This is a genomic window from Bacillus mesophilus, assembly GCF_011008845.1.
GTDB lineage: Bacteria > Bacillota > Bacilli > Bacillales > SA4 > Bacillus_BS > Bacillus_BS mesophilus.
In genome coordinates, this window is sequence record NZ_JAAIWM010000002.1 from 183,850 (window position 1) to 206,843 (window position 22,994).

A 22,994-nucleotide genomic window follows, 5' to 3' on the forward strand; every position below is an offset into this window, starting at 1 on the left:
ATCGCTATCAACTGTTAACATACTTTTTCTATTAAAACAAACTGTATCATAATTAGAACTCCATCGCAACACTTAAGAAGGGGTTCTTCTTTTATTTTGCGGATGTACAATGCTTGGTCGTAATTTAGAGCCTGGCACTGAAGATCTTATTAAGATTTTCAAGAAGGCAACAGGTTCAAATGGTAAGAAAGGCCATAAATATGGTGTATTAAGTGATTTAATACTTGCTAGGAAAAGTACGTATAAAGTTAAGCCAATCACAAGTCCTGGAACATGGAAGATCGCAACAAGGATTAACATAATGAGCTTTGAAATCTTATTAGCAATCCCTAATTCATAACTTGGTGTTGCAAAAGACCCTATTGCAGAGATAGCTACATATAAGATGACCTCAGGTACGAATAAACCAACGTCAATTGCTATTTGTCCAATTAAGGCTGCTGCAATCAAACCCATCGCGGTTGATAAAGGAGTCGGTGTATGGATGGCCGCCATCCTCAGGAATTCAATTCCGATTTCTGCTAGAAATAACTGAACGACAATCGGTATATTCGTGAGCTCATTAGGACCAATAAAATCAAGGGGTCCTGGTAATAGATGTGGCTCTAAAACAAATAAAAACCATAATGGTAATAAGAATAAGGACGCTGCTATTCCTAAAAATCGAACCCATCTTACAAATGTACCAACAGCTGGTGCTTGACGATATTCCTCCGCATGCTGTACATGATGAAACATGGTTGTTGGTGTGAGAATCACACTAGGTGATGTATCAACAATGATAATGACGTGCCCCTCTAGCAAATGGGATGCAGCCACATCTGGTCTTTCCGTATAACGTACCAATGGATACGGATTGTAACCTTGCTTAACTAAAAATTCCTCAACTGTCTTATCCGCCATTGTTAATCCATCTGTTTCAATTCCCTTTATTTCCTTCTTGATGACTTCAACTAATCCTGGATCTGCTACATCTTCAAGATAAGCAATACAGACGTCCGTTTTAGAACGTTCACCAACTTGAAGAATTTCATTACGAAGGCGTTCATCTCGTATTCTTCGTCTAATTAAAGCTGTATTTACGATGATGTTTTCCGTAAAGCCATCTCGAGAACCTCTAATTACCTTTTCAGTGTCTGGCTCCTGTGGGGTTCTTCCTGGATAACTTCTAACGTCTACTGCTAGACCTTCATTTTCTCCTTCTATTAGAAACACAACAAGTCCTGATAAAAGCTTATCAGTCACTTCATCTAAATTCTTGACTTTAGAAACCTGCTGATGATTAATACTTCCTTCAATAACCTTTACAGGGTCTCCTTCTGCTTTTTCCTTTCCATCAATGTGTAACACTTCTCTAAGGACGGCAAGAATAAATTGTGTGTCACATAGCCCTGTTAGATACAGCATATGAACCTCAGTATCAATTACTTTAACTTTTCTGATACCGACATCAAAGCTAGTCCCCACTCCCACTCTCTCTTTAAAAAACCTTTCATTTTCTTCGAGAACAGGTGAAATCGGCTTTTTAGTCTGTGTTTGCTCGGTCATAATATCCACTCCTTTCGAGGATAATTTCTACTGCCTTTAACGTGATTGGACAACCTTTTTTAATATCATCCCTGCCTGCCATTTTGCCTATATCACCAACCCCAACGACGATTGGAACATCTAATTGATCTAGACAATAGACTGTATCACCATTTATTCTCCCAATTTCTAGCTCTTGTAGTCCATATTTGTCAATGCCAAACTCTGTTAATTCTCCAAACCGGTCTATACAAACATCTACCTTTGTCCACTCGCTCTGATGTGACTTAGAGGCAACTGCAATGACACCTAACACATCAACTTGAGTATGGTTAGCTACATAGAGAAGTGCGCGTTCTCCAGCACCTTCACCTATATATCCGCAATCATCAAACAGAACAAATACGGGATCATACGGAGTTTGTAAAATTAACTGAACAAGCTTCTGTCCAGTTAAAAGAGAGGGATTACCTTGTGATTGGGAAATACATCGCCCCCCTATGTGTTTGGCAGCATGTTGAACAGCTTTATGTGCATATTCGTCTCCATCTGTCACTAGAATAACCTTTCTCTTCTGTTCCATAGATCCTTATCCTTTCGGCTTGAATATTAGTGCTACTAGAAATGCGAATAAAATGGCTGAGGAAATACCAGCTGATGTTAGTTCAAAAATCCCTATACCAATTCCAATAAATCCATGATCGTCAGCTTGCTGCATAGCTCCATGTAGTAATGAATGTCCAAAACTGGAGATAGGGACAGTTGCCCCTGCACCGGCAATATCAATTAACTTATCATATAGTCCAAACCCATCTAATATTGCTCCAGCCACTACAAAAGTACTCATTACATGTGCTGGTGTTAGCTTGGCAAAATCAAATAGGATTTGGCCGATTACACATATAAGTCCACCAACAACGAAGGCCATTATATACTCCACTCATTTCACCTACCTATACTGCTTCGAAAACGACACCGTGTGCGATGGTAGGAATCGTTTCTTTTTGCTGAATCATTACCGGACTTAACAACGCACCTGTTGCAACTACTAATATTCTTTTATATTTTTTTTCCTTTAGCTGATTTAACAAGTAACCGTAGGTCACCACGGCTGAACATGCACATCCACTTCCACCTGCAAACACCTCTTGATCTGGACGGTAAATCATTAATCCACAATCGTTATGAATACCTGATATATCTATCTCTTCTTCTTTTAGCAACTCCCGAAGAATAGGAGAACCGATGGATGATAAATCCCCCGTTACTATTAAGTCATAATCTTCGGGGGTACGATTAAGATCCTTAAGATGCTGCTGGATGGTATCGGCTGCAGCAGGTGCCATAGCAGATCCCATATCGTAAGGATTCTTCACACCATAGTCGGTGACCCTTCCTATTGTTGCACTAGTTATCTTGACTGAACTAGGCTCTTTGCTAACCAAAATGGCGCCCCCACCTGTTACCGTAAAAGTGGCTGTATCTGGCTTTTGGCCACCATATTCAGTTGGGTAACGAAATTGCCGCTCCGCTGTTGCATTATGACTACTCGTTGCAGCAACAATGGAGTTGGCAAAACCTCCGTCAATAAGCGCAGAACCAACTGCCAACGTTTCCATTGAGGTAGAGCATGCTCCAAACATACATAAGAAAGGAATGGCCCTAGACCTGGCTACATAGTTTGCTGTAATATTTTGATTTAATAAGTCCCCCGCTAAGAGTAAATCAACTTCTTTTGAAGTCATATTTGCTTTAGATAAGCAGGTATCGATCGCTTGAGTCATTAAATGGCGTTCTGCCATTTCCCAATTTTGTTGTGAGCAATATAAGTCCTGATGACAGAAATCAAAGTACTCTCCTAATGGACCCGCTCCCTCGGTTGGTCCCACCGCGGTGCCTACTGATTGTACGTATAGATCATTTTGGAAATTCCACGTTTGGCCTCCAGTTAGTCTCATATAGCGCCCTCCTATTCCGTGATTTCCGAAGATTTGCTTTTAGAAAAAGAAGAGTTTGATACAGTATCGGACCACACCTATTACATACGCAGCCACGACACCAAACACGATCACACTACCTGCTAGTTTGAACATATTTGTTGCAATTCCAAGCACAATTCCCTCACTCCGGTGCTCTAAGGCGGCACTTGTCATCGAATTTGCAAATCCTGTAACAGGTATAGCAGAGCCTGCACCTGCAAACTGCCCAATCTTGTCATATACACCGAAGCCAGTTAACAAAGCTGAAATTAGTACTAACGTGGCAATCGTTGGGCTAGCTGCTGTATCCTTCGTGAAATTGAAAAAATGGATGAAGAAATTCTGAATGACCTGACCAATTGTACAAATCAATCCGCCAACTAGAAAGGCTTTAATGCAATTTGAGATATAGGGAGTCCTCGGTTGAAATCCCTTTATTTGATTAAGATAATCTTTTTTCAGTTTCGAATCAGCTGCCATTAGAATGCTCCCTTCTACAAGTCAACGAAATAGACCCAATGGAATAAAGAGCCAAACACCTTGCCCAAAACGATGGCCATGACTAGTGCTAATATTTTCTCAAACACTCCGATTCTTTTTGTAAGAATCGGTAAAACATTTAGTACTTCCGTTAAGGCTGCCGCTAGCATCCCTATAAATAGACCAGCTAGAAGACCAATCGGTATACTCCAATAGCCTGAGACATCAAAGCTATGATCTCGCAGGCTTAAAATGCCACCTGTTACTGCCCCTAGGACAATTGACCACTCATATGCCTGTATGTAGCCAGTTGTCTTTGTTAGTTGTGTCAGCCTTGGTATAATTCCTAACACTGTTAAAAAAGCCACTAATCCTGCCCCCACAGCTAGCCCACCTGCAAGACCAATAAATATTAGAAATATATATTTAATGATCATCGAGTTTCTTGGTACTTTCCTTATTTTCATTCATCATGACGTACCGATCTAAATCCTGCTGGTAGTTAAACATCTCGACTTCTAATGGGCTAGGCTCTTCGTTAATTCGCTTCCGAAACAAATGATTGAAAAACAATACCATTCCAAGACCAAGACCTAATGAATAGGGAATCTGCAAAAGAAGTGGTTTCTCCACCGCTTCTCCGGTAATAATGTAGTAAATTCGTTGATGAACTTCTCGCATACTTACATCCTCATGGAAGTTCATAATAGCTAGTGCTGCACCTACAAATAGCAATAACCACACTCCAATGAAAAAAACAGGAGAGAAATTACGTTTTTTATATTCGATCTCTACAATGGTCTGTGATGCACCTGTTACTTGAATGTCTACATCCGGAAAGAAAGAATAGATTTTTTCAATGACTGTCATAACGTCAATCACAACAATATTCCTGTCACTCATATTAATGTGATAGACAATCTTCTCTTGAACCTCTTTTTTTAACGAATCATTAGAAATAATTTGAGCAAGATCACCGATGGTAACCGTATGATTCGGCTTAACATTTATCTTGTGGCGCATCCTTAAATATAGTGTTTCTTCCATCGATATCACATCCTACACAAGAATTTCCTTGTAACAAATAGTATGCTTGTTAGAGTTATCTCTAATTCTTGGGTAATTGTACCAACCTTTACTTTATATAGGTTTCTTTTTACGGTTAAACCTGTAAAGGACAGCATTTTAGGTAAGTTTGAGGTTTTAGATTGGAGTTTTCTATTAGCTGAAGGGGGGAATTGCACAAACGTAATGAACTTTTGCACGAACACTATATGTATTTGCATAAAGGTAAGGATTATTTGCACAAAACCGCCGGATAATTGCACAAATGCACAATTTGGAAATAAAAAAACCAGACAGGCTAAACGCCCATCCGGTCTTTCATCTGCTGTAATATTTTCTTTTCCAATCGTGACACTTGAACCTGCGAAATGCCTAAACGGTTCGCCACTTCTGATTGGGTTTGGTCTTTATAGTACCTTAGAAAAACAATTAGTCGTTCCCGTTCATCTAAGTCACGAATGGCCTCTTTAAGAGCTATCTTATCAAACCATCCTGTCTCCGTATCATCAGCAATCTGATCTAGGAGTGTGATTGGATCACCATCATTCTCATATACAGTTTCATGTATAGAAGAAGGAGCTCTGCTTGCTTCTTGAGCAAGTACTACATCCTCCGGTGATATTTCCAATTTTTCCGCTATTTCAGTAATAGTAGGAACTCTACCATGTATCTTCGAAAGCTCATCCCTGGCTTTACGAATCTTATTCCCCATCTCCTTGAGAGATCGACTTACCTTTACTGTTCCATCATCTCTAATGAATCGTTGAATTTCTCCAATAATCATTGGAACAGCGTATGTTGAAAATTTCACATCATACGATAAATCAAATTTATCGACCGATTTTAAAAGTCCAATACATCCAATTTGAAATAAATCATCTGGTTCATAGCCTCTATTTATAAAACGTTGGACTACCGACCAAACTAATCGCATGTTTTTTTGAACAATTAAATCTCGAGCTCCTTGCTCGCCAAGTTGACTTCGTTTTATTAAATCCTTGACCTCATGATCTTTTAAGTATGTCTCGCTCTTCTCTTTTTTGACCTCCACATCCATATACAGTTCTCCCTTAGTTACAAAGCGCTTTGCTCTTCGTTAAATGCTTAGTTAAGCGGATGGTTGTACCGTTGGTTTCATGAGATTCAAGTTCGAAATGGTCCATAAAATTTTCCATAATGGTGAAGCCCATTCCAGAACGTTCAAGCTCCGGTTTTGTTGTAAACAACGGCTGACGCGCTTCTTCGATATCAGAAATTCCAATCCCATTATCACGTATAGTTATTTCTACAGTATGATCATCTAACGTCACTGAAATATAAACGATTCCGTCTGGATTACTTTCATAGCCATGAATAATTGCATTTGTTACAGCTTCTGAAACAACTGTTTTAATTTCCGTCAGTTCATCCATTGTCGGATCTAACTGTGTGATAAAAGCCGCAACAGTGACACGAGCAAATGATTCATTTTGACTTAGTGCTGAAAATTGAAGGTGCATTTCGTTTTTCATGTTACGCCACCCCCAAAGTTTCAAGTGCAAATTTCTCATTTTTCTCAAGACGAATAATTTTAAACAGTCCTGACATATCAAATAGACGTTTTACAGCAGGGGAAATAGCACACACAACCATTTCTCCACCAGCATTTTTAATTTGCTTGTACCGTCCTAATATAACTCCTAGTCCTGAGCTGTCCATAAAGGATAATTGCTCTAGATTTAAGATGATATGATTTATATTATTTTTTTCTAACGAAGCCGTTACCTTTGCTCTTAATTCTTCCGCTGTATGATGATCTAACTCACCTACTAGTCGGATGCAAAGTACGCTGTGTTTAATTTCTAAGTCAATCGAAAGACTCACTTTTTATTCCTCCTTAACTTTAGGCTAGTGAGTCATTTCGATATTTGTATTTTGAATTCCTTCAAGACGACAAAACTAGTGTAAATTCGCCTAAATTAGTCAACATATTAGGAGGTCTTTGTGAATAATCCCACTGAACGTTTAAATAGCTGCCACCAGTTTGCCATTTCCACATCTTCTGCTGCTAAAATTGGGCTTTCTACAATACTTTTATCACTTCTTTTAATGATTAACATACCTAGTTCATCTCCCTTTTTAACAGGAGCCTGTACATTTTCCTTCATTACAACCTCTTGTGTGACATCATCAATTGTCTCACCTTTTTTGGTTAAAACAGAAATACTCTCAGACGTTACAACATCTACATATTTGCTACTACCTTTACTAACTTTGGTTTTACCAACAACAGCTGAGCGTTCTAGCATTGGATGTGTCTTATATTGACTAAACGCATAATCTAACATTTTTGTAACCTGTGCATTACGATCTTTTGGAGTAGGTGCTCCCATCACTACAGCGACAACACGCATACCATCTTTTTTAGCCGTAGCCGTTAAGCAATATTTAGCCTCGCTTGTATAACCTGTTTTTAATCCGTCAACTCCAGGATAAAACTTAACTAGTCTATTTGTGTTAACTAACCAGAATTTTTTGTCCGTGTCTTCACGAAGGTAGTCCTCATATAAGCTTGTAAACTTCGTGATTAAATCATATTTCAATAATTCTTTTGCCATCAGAGCCATATCGTGTGCGGTGCTGTAATGACCCTCTGCAGGTAACCCTGTTGGGTTCTTAAAGCTTGTATTTTCTAAGCCAAGCTCTGCAACTTTATCATTCATCATTTTCACGAATGCTTCTTCAGAACCAGCAATTCGTTCAGCCATCGCAACTGAAGCATCATTACCAGAGGCAATTGCGATTCCTTTCAACATTTCCTCAACAGTCATTTCTTCGCCTGCTTCAAGGAAAATTTGGGATCCCCCCATAGATGCAGCATACTCACTAGTTCGTATTTTTTCATCCAGGGTTATGCTTCCACTATCAATTGCTTCCATAATTAAAATCATGGTCATGATCTTTGTCATACTTGCAGGTGGTAGCTTTTCGTTACTATTCTTGTCATAAAGAATTGTGCCAGTATCGCGTTCAATTAAGATAGCAGATTTCGCTTTTTCAGCTAATTCCACCTGTGATTCTTCAGCCATTGCTAAAGCAGGAAATATCAATGATAAAGCTAGTGTCATATATACGATTCGTTGTAAAAATTGTTTTATCATTACAGAACCCCTCCATTCTTTATAGATGACATTTTTACCAATATAAGGACATTTATACAAGAATAAGTAAAATTAACCAATATTTTATGTAAATGCAGTTCAACATTTCTGAATATAGGCTTTTATGTGGGCTGAATAAATTAATTTAAGTTCATGATAATAAGAAAAAAGGGATGTGAGTTTTTGAAAAATCAAGATAATGTTATTGAGGAATTAAATACTCTATTACGAGGTACATATATGGGGGTACGTGCTCTAGAACACCATATCCAAAGGCTAGAAGATATTGAATTGAAGCAAAAGTTTCAATCTATGCAACAGGAGGTAAAGCTGGATGCGCAGAAGCTTGCTAGTCGAATTCAGGATTTAGAAGGGGTTCCTGCCGATAGTGAAGGTGTATCTGGAAGATTGAATAGCTTCATGCATAATGTAATGCTCTCTGAAAATACACAGGATATTATTGAAGATGCATTTAAAGGCATGGACACTTATGGTGTACACTACTCAGAGGAAATTGCCAAGGGAGATTTAGATGAGGAGAGTAGAAGAATTGTTGAGGAAGTTATTAATAATAATCGTAGGCATGCTGAAGAGTTAAGACAATTGCTGCACTAATCAACAGTGCTGGTAATTCACTTCCTCTTTTCATATTTGTTTATGATATCCGGAAATTACTTCTTTGAGGTATAATTTCCTAACTTCAATCCATGATACACTCCTAAAAGTAAGTAAAGAAAGTAACATGATTAACAAATATTCTATATATGGTGGTCCATGTTGCTTATCTATGATTCGACTCATTAGAATCCTCTCTTTCTTTTGCTAACCATTTCTCAACTTCAATTGATAAACATAATCTCGATGAGTAGATCCTCTCTTTTGGCTCTACTCATTTTTGTATACTTTTACAAGTCTGTACCTTCATAAGGTACTAAACCTGTTCAATAGAAGCCCAGGACTACCATAAGTATAGTGCCAAGAAATAGCAATGGTGGCAATGCGCTAATGATTAGCCCTAACTTTGCAACCTTTTTAACAAAAGAGAGCACAGCTCCAATGAACCAAACAGCCATTAATAATAGAAATTCAGGATCAACAAAATAGTTGTCAGTATAGTTTTCTCCTATTGCACCTGCTGCCATAAATAACGATATCAGCAAAGTAATAATTCCAGTTAATACAAGATGAATCATTCTATAAATTTTAAAACTCAAAACAATCCCTCCTCAATGGTAATTCCATATTTCCTCCTCTTAGATAAGTATACTGAGTTGAATCATTCTAATAACACTAATTCTTAGATACATAACAACAAACATTTTGACTTTTAGTTTCTAAAAGTCAAAAAGACAACTATAGCCTATACACATTTGCCCCCTATTGCATAGTCTAATAGTACAGAGAAGGAGGTTGTTACCATGCCTATGTATAGAAAAAAACCCCTTATTGTTGAAGCAGTGAAGCTTAAAAGAAGCATGACGATTGAAACATCCAACGGGACAATGAAGGGGCTCCCAGGAGATTATCTGATCACAGATAAGAATGGAGAACAATACCTTTGTGATCGAGACCAATTTGAGATCGACTATGAGCTTGTAAAGGGGCAAATTGATTTTAAAGGGATTGTTCAGAGATACTTTAGATTAATAAAAGCAAAAGTTAATAACACCTAGCTACTGGCTATATTGAAGCAATATGAATCTTTTTTCCATATTGCTTTTCTAATGACTGAAAATCGATGCTACTACCCATTTCTTTTACCAAAACAATGACCACTAATCATTTTGTAGATCAGTGGCCTTTCAAATTACTCTCCATTAAAAAGGCATCCCCATAACCAAAATAATAATCTAAGTAACCAATAAACGATAAAGATATTAAACAATAAACCTAAGGGGTTAAAAGCAAATATCCAGTCATAATAGTACGAAACCGTTAGCGCGGGTTTACCAAAATATTTATACTGTTCATATTGTCCGGCTGTGGGGATTGCAGAGAGAATCATCCCCAGGAAAATACTTAAGGTATATATTCTTTTATTGTTTTTCACGGCTCACCCCGATAGCCCTTCACTTCGCTTACTTAACGATAGGAAAGGTGCAGTTTCTTATTTCATATATTTTAATAGTGCTTCTGCAAGCAAGGCAGCTCTGTAAGGAAGATTTGAGATGTATACATGTTCACTTTCATTATGAGCGCCTCCTCCTAGTGGTCCAAGTCCATCGATTGTGGGAACACCTATACCAGAAGTGAAGTTTCCATCACTCGCTCCTCCTGATGACCCTTCTTTAAGATCATAGCCATGATTAGCAGCGATTTCTTTAAAAACCTCATATAGCTCAACAACTTGCTCGTTTCTTTCTAAAGGGAAACGTTCGATTTCACCTGTTATCTCTATGTTAGTTCCTGCTATAAATTGAGGACGATTTAAAATTTGATTCTGGATCACTTCAGCTTGATCCTTTTTTGTGATTCGGACATCAATTTCAGCAACCGCTTCTTTTGCTATTACATTCGACCTTGTTCCTCCACTCACTACTCCAACATTAATAGATATTCCTTCGTCCCGGTTAGCCAGTTTCTTTAGATCGATAATCTGATATGCTAACTCTTCAATGGCACTTGCCCCATCCCAGGCGTTAATTCCAGCATGAGATGAGATTCCTTCAACTTTTAGAAGGAATTTCCCTGCTCCCTTTCGTTCTGTTTTAACAGCACCATCAGGTTCGATACTAGATTCAGGAACAAAGACTGCCCTGCTTCTCTTAGCTTCCTGAATGATAAGGTCTTTCGAATGAGCACTACCGATTTCTTCATCTGACGTAACTAAAAAAACAATCTTTTTACTTCCAAAATAATTGAATTCTTTTAAGGCCTTTAGCGCCCACAACGTAATGGTTAAACCACCCTTCATATCAAACACACCTGGTCCATATAGTAGGTCTCCGTCCTGTTTAATAGGAAGAGCACCTTCATCCCAAACGGTGTCCATATGTCCGATGACTAATAATTGTTCAGACTCGGAATTGTTACTATACGTAAACTTGTACTGATTGCCCACACTTTCTTTTTCGATACATTCAACTTCATGCCCAATAAAAGATTCGTATTCGTTTCTCAAAATCTCTCCACATTGATCCACTAGTACTTTGTTGTGGGAAGGTGACTCTGCTTTCGTAAGTCGTAGAAGCGTATCCAATATATTAGATTCATTCTCTTTTAGATAATTTAGTATTTGTGACAAGTTCTTCGTTCCCTTCACTATGTGTCAGCCATTTATGTTTGCTGCAGCTTACTCTTTTTAAAAGTATCATTTAGTATATCTAAATTTTCCCAGCTCATTTGTATTGTTCCTTCCTCAATTTCTTTGATCAGTGAAATTAAGGTTTCGGTGAGTGGCATCTCTACTTGATGCTTCTTGGCCATTTCGGTGATCGGAACAAGCTGAAAGTCAATCTCTGTTTTTCTTTTGCGAACAGCTAAATCTCTCCAGATTCCACTTTTGGATTTTTTGTTACTAGCCATTCGGTTTGCTAGTTTTGTGAGTTGCTCATCTAAGTTAGAAGAATTCCGTTTTTCTCTTGGATAAACCAGTCTTGGCTCCCAGTCATCAAACCCTATTGGAGTAACCTGCTCCTTATCTGCAATTTCTAGTATTTCTGAGCAAAGCTCCATTAGTGCTTCTCTGTATTTGGTATTCCAAACAACCCCTGCCATCGTTTCGTCTACAAGCGCCGTAGCGTAGAGCAGTCCTGCATAGGAAAGCTTACCCCATAAATACCCCCAAATATTATCAGTCACTTGAACTGGACCCCAGCACTTTAGCAATGACTGTAAGTCTAATACTCGTTGACTAATCCTTCCATCTAGTTCACCAAGATATAAAGCAGCGACACCACCATATAAAATCTTGCCTGGGCCTAAATAGTCAGCTGAAAAGTTCACAAAGCAACCAATCGTTTTTTCTTCACCTACTAATCTAGCAATGATGTTTTCACATAATCCATTCTGAAACGAAATAACTTTTGTATGCTCCGATAGATAAGGAAGAAAAGGTGTTAATGCTTCTTCAGTGTGTTGTGCCTTTACACATAAGAAAATAGTATCTAATTCACCTATTCTTGAAAGAAGCTGCTCTGGTGTATAAGCGGGGCAAGGTACTGTAAAGGTTTCGTCTTCCCCCTCTATTGTAAGTCCTCGTTCATTCATCACATTCACGTGCTCTTCCACTATGTCACAAAACGTTACCGTATGTCCTTCTCTTATTAAGTATGCGCCGATTACTCCACCAATTGCACCAGCACCAATGACGGTAATATTCATTTCAACCTCCTAGAATAGTTGTTGTCCACCATCAACAGATATAATTTGACCACTAATGTAGCTTGCAGCGTCTGATGCAAAAAATAAAACTGCGTATGCAATGTCTTCTGGCTTTCCTAGTCTCTTAACAGAAATAGATTGGATCAGGGCCTTCTGTTGTTCCTCTGACATCCGGTTCCATTGTTTTTCAGTTGATGGATTAGATATGACAAAACCAGGTGCAACATTATTCACTGTGATGCCAAAGCTACCAAGCTCTTGAGCCATTTGCCTAGTAAAACCTATTTGACCAGCTTTTGCACTTGCATATGCTTGAATCCCAGTTAAACTCGTACTTCTTCCAGCACCACTAGAAATATTAATAATTCGTCCATATCCTCGTTGCTTCATATGAGGAGCAACCGCTTTTGTCATAAAGAAGGAAGCATCCAGATTAATTTCAAAAATTTTCTTCCATTCTTCATAAGACACATCATCAATAGGCTGATTGACCTGCCCGCAAACACCACCAGCATTGTTTACTAAAACATCCACCTTCTCGTGCTTTTCAATGATCTGTTGAATTACTGCGTAAACCTTATTTTCAAGAGTTAAATCAACCTGTTCAATATAGAAACGGTCTATAAAGTTGCCATATTTCTTACAAGCTTCCTCCTTCACTTGAGTTAATTCTTCTTGAAGAATGTCTAACCCAATCACTGTTGCACCTTGTTTAAGAAATTCCAGACAAATCCCTTTTCCAATCCCATGGGCTGCTCCCGTTACGATTACCACTTTATTCGTGAATATTGTAGATTGAGTAGATTGAATCATGTTACACACCCTCTTATATTTGATCTGCACATTATTGAAATGAAGTTATCTTTTTCTAATTTGTTGTTGATTTTCGTTACAGGACACTCGCTTTCCGCGGGGCGTGCGGTGAGCCTCCTCGGCATACGCCTGCGGGGTCTCACCTGACACGCTGCTCCCGCAGGAGTCTCGCATCCTTCCACTACAATCAACACTGCTAAATAATCAACTTTGTCATTAACAGAGACAAATTATTAAGTAAATAGAGATTATCTGTGGATAAGCTCGGAAGCATTAGATGTTGATTAATAGCAGATTTTTCTATTCTCATATAAAACCCATATTATAGGAAAGGAAAATGTATGGCAAGGGTGTTGTTGGAAATTTCTGAATACTTATAATATAAATAAAAAACTCCCCAAATTGGAGAGTCCTCTGTTTATACTATTAAATGCTGATTGTATCATAAATGAGTGTTGGAGCCTTGACAGGAGTACTTACAAGTTTAATTGCCTCGCTGATTGTAGTCTTGATCTCATCTAAGTTCTCTTGATTACTATGGATCGTAACTAATGATTCACCAACTTTGACTTGATCACCAATCTTTTTATTAAGCACAAGCCCTACCGCTAGATCAATTTCTGATTCTTTGGTAGCTCGACCTGCTCCTAATTTCATAGCGGCAGTTCCGATCTCATCAGCAATAATTTCTGATACATAACCTTCTTGAGTAGATTCTAGCTCAACGATATATTTAGCGGTTGGAAGCTTAGTTGGTTCATCAACAACCGTTTCATCCCCACCTTGATTACGTAAAAACGTTTTGAAGGTTGATAAAGCTTTACCATTCTTCATTGATTGTAATAGGAGTTCTCTAGCTTCCTCTTGAGTTTCGGCTTTTCCTGCTAGACATACCATATGACTTCCTAATACTAAGCAAAGCTCCTCTAAATCTTTAGGACCCTTCCCTTGCAACGTATCAATGGCTTCCTTGACCTCAAGAGCATTTCCGATTGCAAATCCTAATGGTTGGCTCATATCCGAAATGACAGCCATCGTTTGTCTTCCAACGTTATTACCGATTTCAACCATTGCTTTTGCTAACACCTTTGCTTCTTCGAGATCCTTCATAAATGCACCTGCTCCTGTCTTAACATCTAAGACAATTGCATCAGCACCTGCTGCAATTTTTTTACTCATAATGGAGCTAGCTATCAGTGGGATCGCATTAACAGTTGCCGTTACATCACGGAGTGCATAAAGCTTTTTATCAGCTGGGGTTAAGTTTCCACTCTGACCGATTACCGCAAGCTTAAACTCATTAACCAATGAAACAAATTGCTCGTTTGTAATTTCGACATTAAAGCCAGAAACAGCCTCTAATTTATCGATCGTTCCTCCGGTATGTCCTAGTCCTCTTCCAGACATTTTCGCTACCGGAACGCCTACTGAAGCAACTAGCGGACCTAGTACAAGTGTCGTCGTATCTCCCACTCCACCTGTACTATGTTTATCAACCTTTATTCCTTCAATCATTGATAAATCAATTTGATCACCAGACTCTACCATCGCCATTGTTAAATCAGCTCGCTCCTGGCTGCTCATATCCTTGAAAAATACAGCCATAGCAAAGGCACTCATCTGATAATCTGGAATGTCTCCATTTGTATAGCCTTGAATTATATAATCAATTTCCTCTTTTGATAAAGACAAACCGTCGCGCTTTTTTTGTATCAGATCAACCATTCTCATTTTTTATCACCCTTTAGTAAAGATATGACTTACATAAAACAAGAAAGGGCTTCAAAAGGCTCTTTCTAATCTATTGAACCTTTGCAATGAATTCCTTTACAAGCTTGATAAACTTCGGTTTTGCTCTGTTCGCTACTTGTACCACCTGTTCATGCGTTAATGGCTCAAGTTCTTCTCCGATCGCCATATCCGTTACACATGAAATCCCTAACACTTTTAAGCCCATATGACTTGCAACAATTACTTCAGGTACTGTTGACATCCCAATTGTGTCAGCTCCTAGATTACGAAGCATGATTAGCTCTGCAGGTGTCATGTAAGTTGGACCGGTTATACCAGCATAAACACCTTGCTGTACATTTATATCCAGGCTTTGTGCAACGTCCTTTGCAGTCTGAATATACTCCCTAGTATAAGCACGGCTCATATCTGGGAAGCGAGGCCCTAACTCAGATTCATTCGGTCCAATTAACGGATTAGCTCCTGTCATGTTTAAGTGATCTTCAATTAACATTAAGTCACCTGGTTCGAAATCTTTGTTCATCCCACCACAAGCATTCGTAACAACGATTGAATGTACGCCTAACCCCTTCATCACACGAACAGGGAACGTAACCTCTTGCATAGAATATCCCTCATAAAAATGGAATCTTCCTTGCATCGCAATGACTGGTTTACCTTGAAGTTTACCAACAACAAGCTTACCAGCATGTCCCTCAACCGTTGAAACTGGGAAATTAGGAATTTTTTCATAATCTATTTTAACTGCTTCTTCAATTTCATCTGCTAACTCGCCTAGTCCAGAACCTAAGATTAAACCAAACTCTGGCTTAATATTTGTTTGCTCCTCTATGTATGCTACGGCTTCGTTCATCTTTGATAATAAGTTCTCCATTATTGATTTCCTCCCATTTCCTTCACAACCTCTTTAACAAGCGATAAAAAGCTTGCCTGGGCCATAGCTGTTGTTTCTATAACTTCATCATGAGTTAGTGGCTGATCTAAAATACCCGCTGCCATATTTGAAATACATGAAATCCCTAACACCTTTAAGTTAGCATGTCTTGCAATAATGACCTCTGGAACCGTAGACATTCCAACTGCATCCGCACCTAGAGCTCTAATCATTTTAATTTCTGCCGGAGTTTCATAAGAAGGTCCTGTATTCCCAAGATACACACCTTCTTGTAAGGTGATATCCAGACGACTTGCTACTTCCTTCGCCTTTTTACGAAGTTCCGGACAATAAGCGCTAGACATATCTGGGAAGCGTACCCCGTACTCAGACTCATTTTTTCCAATCAAAGGGTTTTGACTCATATTATTGATATGGTCCGTAATAATCATTAAATCACCTGGTTTAAAGGAAGTATTCACTCCACCAGCAGCGTTTGTCACAATTACTGTTTCCACACCTAATTCTTTCATGACTCTGACAGGAAACGTTACTTTATGTAAGCTATACCCCTCATAAAAGTGAAAGCGCCCTTGCATGGCTACAACTTGAACTCCTTCAAGGTCACCAATTACTAATTGTCCTGCATGTCCCTCAACCGTCGAGATTGGAAATTCTGGAATCTCGTGATAAGGGATTTTAACAGGATTTTTAATTTCGTCAGCTAGTACACCTAACCCTGAACCTAGAATTAATCCTATTGTAGGTGTTTCATGTAGCTTCTCTTTTATATAACTTGCTGACTTTTCTACTATTGCTTTCTCCATAAGATTACCCCTTTTTTAATTCATTTAAAAAGCTTGCACCGAACTCTGGCATGGTAACGTTAAAATTATCGGCAATGGTTGCCCCCACATCTGCAAAGGTTGAACGCAGTGGTAATTCATTCGTCCCTTTAAAGGATGGACTGTATACAAGCAAAGGAACATACTCTCTTGTGTGATCCGTACCATGATGTGTTGGATCATTACCATGATCTGCCGTAATGATTAACAAATCCTGTTCTTTAAGATGATCTAGCACTTCTGGAAGTCTAGCATCAAACTCTTCTAAAGCCTGACCATAACCATCAGGGTCTCTTCGATGGCCATATAACGCATCAAAATCTACAAGATTTAAGAAACTTAAACCAGTAAAATCGGTATTCACTGTTTTTACTAACTGATCCATTCCATCCATGTTTGACTTTGTCCGTAGAGACTGGGTAATTCCTTCTCCATCAAAGATATCAGAAATTTTCCCTATTGAAATGACATCTAGCTTATTGTCAGCTAACTCATTCATTACTGTTCTACCGAATGGCTTTAAGGCATAATCATGGCGATTTGTTGTTCTCTTAAATGCACCTGGTTCTCCAAGGAATGGTCTTGCAATAATTCGCCCTACCATATATTTCTCATCCAAGGTGATCTTCCTGGCAAACTCACATATTTCATACTGCTCTTCGATCGGAATGATTTCCTCGTGTGCAGCTATCTGTAATACAGAATCTGCTGAAGTATAGACAATTAAGGCTCCTGTTTTCATATGCTCTTCGCCTAGTTCATCTAATATCTCAGTTCCAGAAGCTGGTTTATTTCCGATCACCTTTCTTCCTGTATGTTCCTCAAGCTGTTGAATGAGCTCTGGTGGAAATCCATCAGGGAATGTTCTAAAAGGTGTGGTGATATGTAAACCCATGAGCTCCCAATGCCCTGTCATGGTATCTTTTCCAGTAGATGCTTCTTGCATTTTTGTGTAATAGGCAAGAGGTTGATTTGCTTTCTCTATTCCCTTAATTTCATTAATATTGCTTAGGCCAAGCTTTGCCATATTCGGCATATGTAGTCCATTTCGATGCTCTGCTATATGTCCAAGTGTATTTGAACCTAAATCGTTATATTCTTCTGCATCAGGTGCTTCACCAATTCCAACTGAATCCATTACGACTAAAAATATACGCTTAAAAGGATTATTGTTTGTCAAAGCGTTCCCTCCTTAATGTTTCATTTACTTCTGTTATCTTCCCCAACATACCATTATTTAGTATCATTTTTCGATTAATCAATTTTTCAATCGTCAGAGGTCAGACAACTTAAAGTATAACGTTTGGATGCCACTCCATCAATCTATAAATATATAATTAATAGAAAAAGCCTAGAAAAATGGGTTCTAGGCTCGTGGATGAAATGCTTTATATATATCTTTCATTCTAGCTTTTGTTACATGTGTGTAAATTTGGGTTGTTGAAATATCAGCATGTCCGAGCATCTCCTGGACAGCTCTAAGATCTGCTCCATTTTCAAGTAAATGGGTGGCAAATGAATGTCGTAGGGTATGCGGTGTAAGATCTTTTTTTATTGCGGCTTCCTTTGTTAACCGTTTTAAAATCTTCCAGAACCCTTGACGAGAGATACGGTTACCATGATGATTTAAAAATAATGCATCGGTTGTTTTCTTTCCGACCAACTCACGTCTCGCCACGTTTATATAATTTTCTAATGACTGTGTTGCTTCCCGTCCAATTGGAATAATTCTCTCTTTATTCCCTTTTCCCACACATCTTAAGAATCCCATCGTTAGATGAATATCTCCCAAATCTAAGTTAATTAGCTCAGAGACACGAATTCCTGTTGCGTATAGCACCTCAAGCATTGCTTTATCTCTTACGCCAAAAGCTGTTTTTAGACTCGGAGTTTCAAGTAAGAGCTCAACCTCTTTCATTGACAGCACCTTCGGTAAGGTTCTTTCTGGTTGAGGAGTTTCCACATGAACAGAAGGATCATGCGTCACAGCCTTTTCTCGCAATAAAAACTGATGAAAGGAACGAATGGAAGCGATATGTCGGGCAAGTGTTCTAGAGGATAGTCCCGATTCCTTTAGCTGTTTTAAAAAGCCTAAAATATTGAATAGAGAGACTGTCTCAAGTGATTCAATCTTTTCAACTTCGTATATATAAACAATATATTTTTTTAAATCTCGCTCATAGGATTGAATGGTGTTCATTGCTAAGCCGCGTTCTACGATTAAGTAATGTAGGAAATCCTGTAATTGATCTTTCAAGCTGCTTCTACTCCCCAAAGTGATAAAATAACCATAATCGGTCAATTAAACTTTTCTCTGTTTCAGAAACCATAGCCGTTACCTTAATGGCGGACCCGGTTGGCTCGTCATAACGATGGTAGTTCTGATATTCTTCATTAATCCACATAAGTCCATAATAAAATAAAACGGTACATCCCGTAAACAAAACAAATACCTTAACTGTATTAAAAGCTAATTTAAGATATGCAATCATCCTTGTTTGCCTCCTTATCACAACCATCTGCATAAGATACATTACTCTCTATTAGAAGGTATATGCCAGTTAGGACAAACTTTATACTTTAAAAATAGAAAAAACCCTTCAAAAATGAAAGGGTTATTCCTCAACGGTTTCTTCTTTTCCATGGCAACGATGACATATACCGTGAAACGTCAATCGATGATCTTTAATTTTAAAGTTCCAGTCACGCTCTACGATTTCCTCTACATCCCCAAGGAGATCCTCTTGAATTTCATCAACTGCTCCACATTCGATACAAACAAGATGATGATGGAAGTGTGCAGCACCCTCTTGTCTCAGATCGTATCTGGAAACGCCATCTCCAAAATTAATTTTATCAACAACTTTTAACTCAGTTAAAAGTTCTAATGTTCGATACACAGTTGCTAGTCCAATTTCAGGAGATTTTTCCTTAACGAGGAGGTAGACATCTTCAGCACTTAAATGGTCTTCTTCATGCTCTAGAAGCACTCTTACGGTTGCCTCACGCTGAGGAGTTAGTTTATAGCTTGAAGAGTGTAGATGCTTCTTTATCCGATCAATGCGGTTTTCCATTGTATTAATTCCCTCCCTCGCCGTTCACTACCTAATTATAGCAAATGTGAGGAAAGTGTCAAAATAAAATCATTATTATTTAAGATTTAAAAATAATACTAGTTAATAATTATTATTTATTTATAATATTTACAACCTGTTTCATTAAAATTGGTGAACTATATGCTTCAAAGGCTGAGGCAAGCGCGATTACAAAGCAGACAATCACTGCAACTCCAGTATATCTACTAAAGATTTGCATAAATGGTAAATTAGCTCGTTTTGAGATAATCTGTCCGATTAACCTCAGAGAAAATGACACCGCTATCGTTCCCACAATGATGAATGCTGGGATAATAATTAAGTTTTGTGGAAGGACAGAAACAAACGATAATAAAAATCCTTCCCAGCCTAATTGATTTACTAAAAATCCTACTGTAAAGCCCACAACAATTCCCTTTAAGAATAACAGAATTAAAATAATCGGTAATCCGATAATAGAAATTCCTAAAATCCACATTAATCCTATATATTTTAAATGATGCGTGTAGCTTTGAAGAAACAATTGATTTGCGTTAGCAAAATCACCCTCTACAACCTGTCCAAAAAAACGACTTAAGTAAAGATAAAGATCTGTTTTCTGACTTGGACTCAAACTATTAACAACAATCGCACCAAATACAATTCCCATCATAAATAACACAGTAATAAATAAATAGATAGAGGAATGCTCTTTTATATGTATAGATATAACATGCTTCAGTGATTGGTTCTTCATACGGCTCCTCCTATTCGCATATTCACAATTGGCCATCAGCTCTATGTAAAAAAACACACTTGTTTAATTGCTCTTATTTGATTTTATGAGCTTTTTCCAAATCTATGACAATTTAATAGTGAAAAAATATTTCGGTCTCTCAATCTATATGCTATACTCTGAAAAATGAATACGGAGGTCATCAAACATGAAGCCAATCTTACTAGATTTCCCTAGCCACTTTTCAACCAAAAGACTGTTCATTCGCATGCCACAACCAGGAGACGGGAAGGTCGTTCACGATGCTATTAAAGCTTCTTGTGAAGAGTTAAAGCCTTGGCTTCCATTTGCCAAGAAAGATCAGACGTTAGAGCAAGTAGAAGAAAACATTAGAGAGGCTCATGCTAAATTTTTGTTACGTGAGGATTTAAGATTACTAGTCTTTCACCTCGAAACAGGTGAGTTTATCGGATCATCAGGATTACATCGAATCGACTGGGATGTTCCAAAATTCGAGATCGGATACTGGGTTGATACTAGATATGCAGGGAAGGGCTATATAACAGAAGCTGTTGAGGGAATCACTAAGTTTGCCTTCGATGAACTACATGCTAGGCGTGTTGAGATTAGAATGGATTCAAAAAATGAACGAAGTCGCGCTATACCCGAAAGACTCGGCTATGAATTAGAGGGAATTTTAAGAAATGATGATCTAGCATTGGATGGTTCAGGGCTTCGAGATACCTGTATATACTCGGTTGTTAGATAAAAAAAATACACAAGCTGGTGACGACATTACCCAGCTTGTGTATTTTTTTATTTATTAATCTTCAGTACCTAATATAAGTGTCGAAAATGCAAAAGAACTATTATTAATTTTGCAGCGAATTACGAGACCATGCACTAATTTCTCTTCAACTGAAAGCTCTGGGTATTGCTCTAATACATAACTGCTTTCGAAAATAAATTCTAGCTTTCCGTCTACTATAGAACCCATGTGCAATGGTTGGCCTTCATATTCCGAAACGATATTCCCCTTCTGATCAAGGAGATACTCATACACTTCAAGCTCCTCAGCTTCAAAGTTTCGTGCTTGAACTTGAATAGTATCTCCATACGTAACACTGGGTAAGTCACTCCATCGTTTACCAATCATAAACTCCTTGATATTCGCTTCAATTTCTTCCTGTTTTTCATTATATACATCGCCATAATAAATAGTAGGTAATTCCTCAGAGCCAGCCGATATTTTAATAGCTGGCTCCTCAGTTCCCGTTTGACAAGAGGATAGTATTGCACACAAGAGTATAGTCATTATGAAAAATCGGTTCGAAGTCTTTTTTTTCATAGAGCATAACCTCATTCCCTATTTCGAGTCTTGCAATGTACGATCTAAAAACAACTTAAGTCGCTCTTTATATTCCTCTTCCGCTACTGTATACGCCTCTGTATGCCCTGCTCCAGCTACTATCCATAGCTCTTTATCCCTAGAATTTGCTGCATCATATATCTCATACGCCATTTCAGTTGGAACTAACGCATCTTGATCACCGTGAATGATAAATAGAGGTAATTTACTGTTTTTCACGCTTTCAATCGCGGAAGCTTCTTCAAACGTATAGCCTGCTCTTATATTAGTAATGACACTTGTAACCTCCATAATAGGAAACGCTGGTAGTTTGTATAAATACCTTAACTGATGAGATAATTCATCCTTCACAGATGTATAGCCACTATCTTCAATGATTCCTTTTACTTGTTCTGGAAGCTCTTCCCCACTAGTCATTAAAACAGTAGCTGCTCCCATTGAAAAACCGTGAAGAAAGATTGCATGTTGATTCTTGCTTTCTATTAGAAATTGAATCCAATTCACATAATCATTTCGATCATGCCACCCATAACCGATATAATCGCCTTCACTTTCTCCATGTCCTCTTGCATCAGGTTTTAATACGTCATACCCAAGATCATAGTAATATTTTGTAATACCTGGCATTTGTTCGCTATTACCTTTATAGCCATGAGCAAGAATGACTGCCTTTCCATTAGAATTTTCATTCTTCAAGAAACGACCACTTAAATTTAAACCATCATTAGATTTTATTGTGACGATTTCGAAATGTTGTTGCTCAGTCCATTCCATAAGCTCAGCTAATTTCGTTTGTTGTTCCTCTGTTTCTAGTAAACTAGCAGCTGCTACACTTTCTCCTCCACCATGAAGCTTAGGGCCTTCCTCAGCTCGGTTAATAGCCACATTGTAAAAGTAGTTGCCGGCAACTCCTAAAAGTACGACAAACAAAAGGAGTAATATAACCCCAACTCTTATGATTTTCTTGTACAAGATGCATTCCCCTTTACTAACTCTTTCTTTTTACCTATTTTATCA

Annotated in this window: 28 protein-coding genes; 3 read left to right on the top strand and 25 right to left on the bottom strand. The window is 38.2% G+C overall.

Features of this window, described 5'->3' with window-relative positions; genetic code table 11:
• Positions 1-72: 72 nt before the first annotated feature.
• From G4D63_RS06200 to G4D63_RS06250, 11 genes are all read right to left on the bottom strand, one after another.
• Entirely contained in the window at positions 73-1,548 is a 1,476-nt protein-coding gene (locus G4D63_RS06200) for a spore germination protein (RefSeq protein ID WP_163178782.1), read from the bottom strand.
• Entirely contained in the window at positions 1,526-2,110 is a 585-nt protein-coding gene (gene spoVAEA / locus G4D63_RS06205; protein ID WP_163178783.1) for a stage V sporulation protein SpoVABEA, read from the bottom strand. The genes G4D63_RS06200 and spoVAEA overlap by 23 nt, the downstream gene beginning before the upstream one ends.
• Positions 2,111-2,116: 6 nt before the next feature.
• The gene (spoVAE, locus tag G4D63_RS06210; RefSeq protein WP_163178784.1) at positions 2,117-2,467 is read right to left on the bottom strand and encodes a stage V sporulation protein AE; all 351 of its coding nucleotides are present in this window, start codon (positions 2,465-2,467) and stop codon (positions 2,117-2,119) included.
• Positions 2,468-2,480: 13 nt separating this feature from the next.
• Positions 2,481-3,485, bottom strand: a complete 1,005-nt coding sequence (spoVAD, locus tag G4D63_RS06215; protein ID WP_163178785.1) for a stage V sporulation protein AD — start codon at positions 3,483-3,485, stop codon at positions 2,481-2,483.
• A gap of 39 nt (positions 3,486-3,524) precedes the next feature.
• Positions 3,525-3,986, bottom strand: a complete 462-nt coding sequence (spoVAC, locus tag G4D63_RS06220; RefSeq protein WP_163178786.1) for a stage V sporulation protein AC — start codon at positions 3,984-3,986, stop codon at positions 3,525-3,527.
• 14 nt (positions 3,987-4,000) lie between these two features.
• Positions 4,001-4,423 carry a stage V sporulation protein AB gene (locus tag G4D63_RS06225; protein WP_163178787.1) on the bottom strand — a complete coding sequence of 141 codons (423 nt, stop codon included), beginning with the start codon at positions 4,421-4,423 and terminating at the stop codon, positions 4,001-4,003.
• A complete protein-coding gene (locus G4D63_RS06230) occupies positions 4,413-5,033 on the bottom strand; it encodes a stage V sporulation protein AA (protein WP_163178788.1) in 621 nt (206 codons plus the stop codon). The genes G4D63_RS06225 and G4D63_RS06230 overlap by 11 nt, the downstream gene beginning before the upstream one ends.
• 316 nt (positions 5,034-5,349) lie before the next feature.
• Entirely contained in the window at positions 5,350-6,108 is a 759-nt protein-coding gene (gene sigF / locus G4D63_RS06235) for an RNA polymerase sporulation sigma factor SigF (protein WP_163178789.1), read from the bottom strand.
• Between the two features lie 13 nt (positions 6,109-6,121).
• Positions 6,122-6,562: an anti-sigma F factor gene (spoIIAB, locus tag G4D63_RS06240; RefSeq protein ID WP_163178790.1), complete on the bottom strand. Its 441-nt coding sequence runs from the start codon at positions 6,560-6,562 to the stop codon at positions 6,122-6,124.
• A gap of 1 nt (position 6,563) precedes the next feature.
• A complete protein-coding gene (gene spoIIAA, locus G4D63_RS06245; RefSeq protein ID WP_163178791.1) occupies positions 6,564-6,914 on the bottom strand; it encodes an anti-sigma F factor antagonist in 351 nt (116 codons plus the stop codon).
• Positions 6,915-7,021: 107 nt separating this feature from the next.
• Positions 7,022-8,158 (bottom strand): D-alanyl-D-alanine carboxypeptidase family protein, encoded by a 1,137-nt coding sequence (locus tag G4D63_RS06250; protein WP_239585931.1) that lies wholly within the window; start codon positions 8,156-8,158, stop codon positions 7,022-7,024.
• A gap of 216 nt (positions 8,159-8,374) precedes the next feature.
• Between G4D63_RS06250 and G4D63_RS06255 the strand changes: the two genes are divergently transcribed.
• Positions 8,375-8,806: a DUF2383 domain-containing protein gene (locus G4D63_RS06255; RefSeq protein ID WP_163178793.1), complete on the top strand. Its 432-nt coding sequence runs from the start codon at positions 8,375-8,377 to the stop codon at positions 8,804-8,806.
• A 326-nt stretch (positions 8,807-9,132) separates the two neighbouring features.
• Here G4D63_RS06255 and G4D63_RS06260 read toward each other — a convergent pair whose 3' ends face one another.
• Complete coding sequence (locus G4D63_RS06260) at positions 9,133-9,405, bottom strand: hypothetical protein (RefSeq protein ID WP_163178794.1); 273 nt, start codon at positions 9,403-9,405, stop codon at positions 9,133-9,135.
• A gap of 204 nt (positions 9,406-9,609) precedes the next feature.
• Here G4D63_RS06260 and G4D63_RS06265 point away from each other — a divergent pair, with 204 nt between their 5' ends.
• Positions 9,610-9,864, top strand: coding sequence for a hypothetical protein (locus tag G4D63_RS06265; RefSeq protein ID WP_163178795.1), 255 nt, complete (start codon positions 9,610-9,612; stop codon positions 9,862-9,864).
• A 434-nt stretch (positions 9,865-10,298) separates the two neighbouring features.
• On the opposite strand, the gene G4D63_RS06270 is transcribed toward G4D63_RS06265, so the two are convergent.
• The 11 genes from G4D63_RS06270 to spoIIM all read right to left on the bottom strand — a co-directional run bounded on the left by G4D63_RS06270 (position 10,299) and on the right by spoIIM (position 20,629).
• Positions 10,299-11,435 carry a M20 family metallopeptidase gene (locus tag G4D63_RS06270; protein WP_163178796.1) on the bottom strand — a complete coding sequence of 379 codons (1,137 nt, stop codon included), beginning with the start codon at positions 11,433-11,435 and terminating at the stop codon, positions 10,299-10,301.
• Positions 11,436-11,467: 32 nt separating this feature from the next.
• On the bottom strand, positions 11,468-12,514 hold the full coding sequence (locus G4D63_RS06275) for a ketopantoate reductase family protein (RefSeq protein ID WP_163178797.1): 1,047 nt from the start codon (positions 12,512-12,514) through the stop codon (positions 11,468-11,470).
• Positions 12,515-12,523: 9 nt separating this feature from the next.
• A complete protein-coding gene (locus G4D63_RS06280; protein ID WP_163178798.1) occupies positions 12,524-13,327 on the bottom strand; it encodes an SDR family NAD(P)-dependent oxidoreductase in 804 nt (267 codons plus the stop codon).
• Between the two features lie 426 nt (positions 13,328-13,753).
• Positions 13,754-15,058 carry a pyrimidine-nucleoside phosphorylase gene (locus G4D63_RS06285; RefSeq protein ID WP_163178799.1) on the bottom strand — a complete coding sequence of 435 codons (1,305 nt, stop codon included), beginning with the start codon at positions 15,056-15,058 and terminating at the stop codon, positions 13,754-13,756.
• A gap of 70 nt (positions 15,059-15,128) precedes the next feature.
• Positions 15,129-15,953, bottom strand: coding sequence for a purine-nucleoside phosphorylase (locus tag G4D63_RS06290; protein WP_163178800.1), 825 nt, complete (start codon positions 15,951-15,953; stop codon positions 15,129-15,131).
• A complete protein-coding gene (locus tag G4D63_RS06295) occupies positions 15,953-16,780 on the bottom strand; it encodes a purine-nucleoside phosphorylase (RefSeq protein ID WP_163178801.1) in 828 nt (275 codons plus the stop codon). The genes G4D63_RS06290 and G4D63_RS06295 overlap by 1 nt, the downstream gene beginning before the upstream one ends.
• A gap of 4 nt (positions 16,781-16,784) precedes the next feature.
• A complete protein-coding gene (deoB, locus tag G4D63_RS06300) occupies positions 16,785-17,978 on the bottom strand; it encodes a phosphopentomutase (protein ID WP_275580259.1) in 1,194 nt (397 codons plus the stop codon).
• A 186-nt stretch (positions 17,979-18,164) separates the two neighbouring features.
• The gene (gene xerD, locus G4D63_RS06305; RefSeq protein WP_163178802.1) at positions 18,165-19,055 is read right to left on the bottom strand and encodes a site-specific tyrosine recombinase XerD; all 891 of its coding nucleotides are present in this window, start codon (positions 19,053-19,055) and stop codon (positions 18,165-18,167) included.
• A gap of 7 nt (positions 19,056-19,062) precedes the next feature.
• A complete protein-coding gene (locus G4D63_RS06310; protein WP_163178803.1) occupies positions 19,063-19,290 on the bottom strand; it encodes a YqzK family protein in 228 nt (75 codons plus the stop codon).
• 123 nt (positions 19,291-19,413) lie between these two features.
• The gene (fur, locus tag G4D63_RS06315; protein WP_163178804.1) at positions 19,414-19,872 is read right to left on the bottom strand and encodes a ferric iron uptake transcriptional regulator; all 459 of its coding nucleotides are present in this window, start codon (positions 19,870-19,872) and stop codon (positions 19,414-19,416) included.
• Positions 19,873-19,984: 112 nt separating this feature from the next.
• On the bottom strand, positions 19,985-20,629 hold the full coding sequence (spoIIM, locus tag G4D63_RS06320) for a stage II sporulation protein M (RefSeq protein WP_163178805.1): 645 nt from the start codon (positions 20,627-20,629) through the stop codon (positions 19,985-19,987).
• Between the two features lie 187 nt (positions 20,630-20,816).
• Here spoIIM and G4D63_RS06325 point away from each other — a divergent pair, with 187 nt between their 5' ends.
• Positions 20,817-21,377 carry a GNAT family N-acetyltransferase gene (locus G4D63_RS06325; RefSeq protein ID WP_163178806.1) on the top strand — a complete coding sequence of 187 codons (561 nt, stop codon included), beginning with the start codon at positions 20,817-20,819 and terminating at the stop codon, positions 21,375-21,377.
• Between the two features lie 54 nt (positions 21,378-21,431).
• Here G4D63_RS06325 and G4D63_RS06330 read toward each other — a convergent pair whose 3' ends face one another.
• Together G4D63_RS06330 and G4D63_RS06335 are read right to left on the bottom strand one after the other, a co-directional pair.
• Positions 21,432-21,956 carry a hypothetical protein gene (locus G4D63_RS06330; protein WP_163178807.1) on the bottom strand — a complete coding sequence of 175 codons (525 nt, stop codon included), beginning with the start codon at positions 21,954-21,956 and terminating at the stop codon, positions 21,432-21,434.
• Between the two features lie 18 nt (positions 21,957-21,974).
• Positions 21,975-22,949 (bottom strand): alpha/beta hydrolase, encoded by a 975-nt coding sequence (locus tag G4D63_RS06335; protein ID WP_163178808.1) that lies wholly within the window; start codon positions 22,947-22,949, stop codon positions 21,975-21,977.
• Between the last annotated feature and the right edge of the window lie 45 nt (positions 22,950-22,994).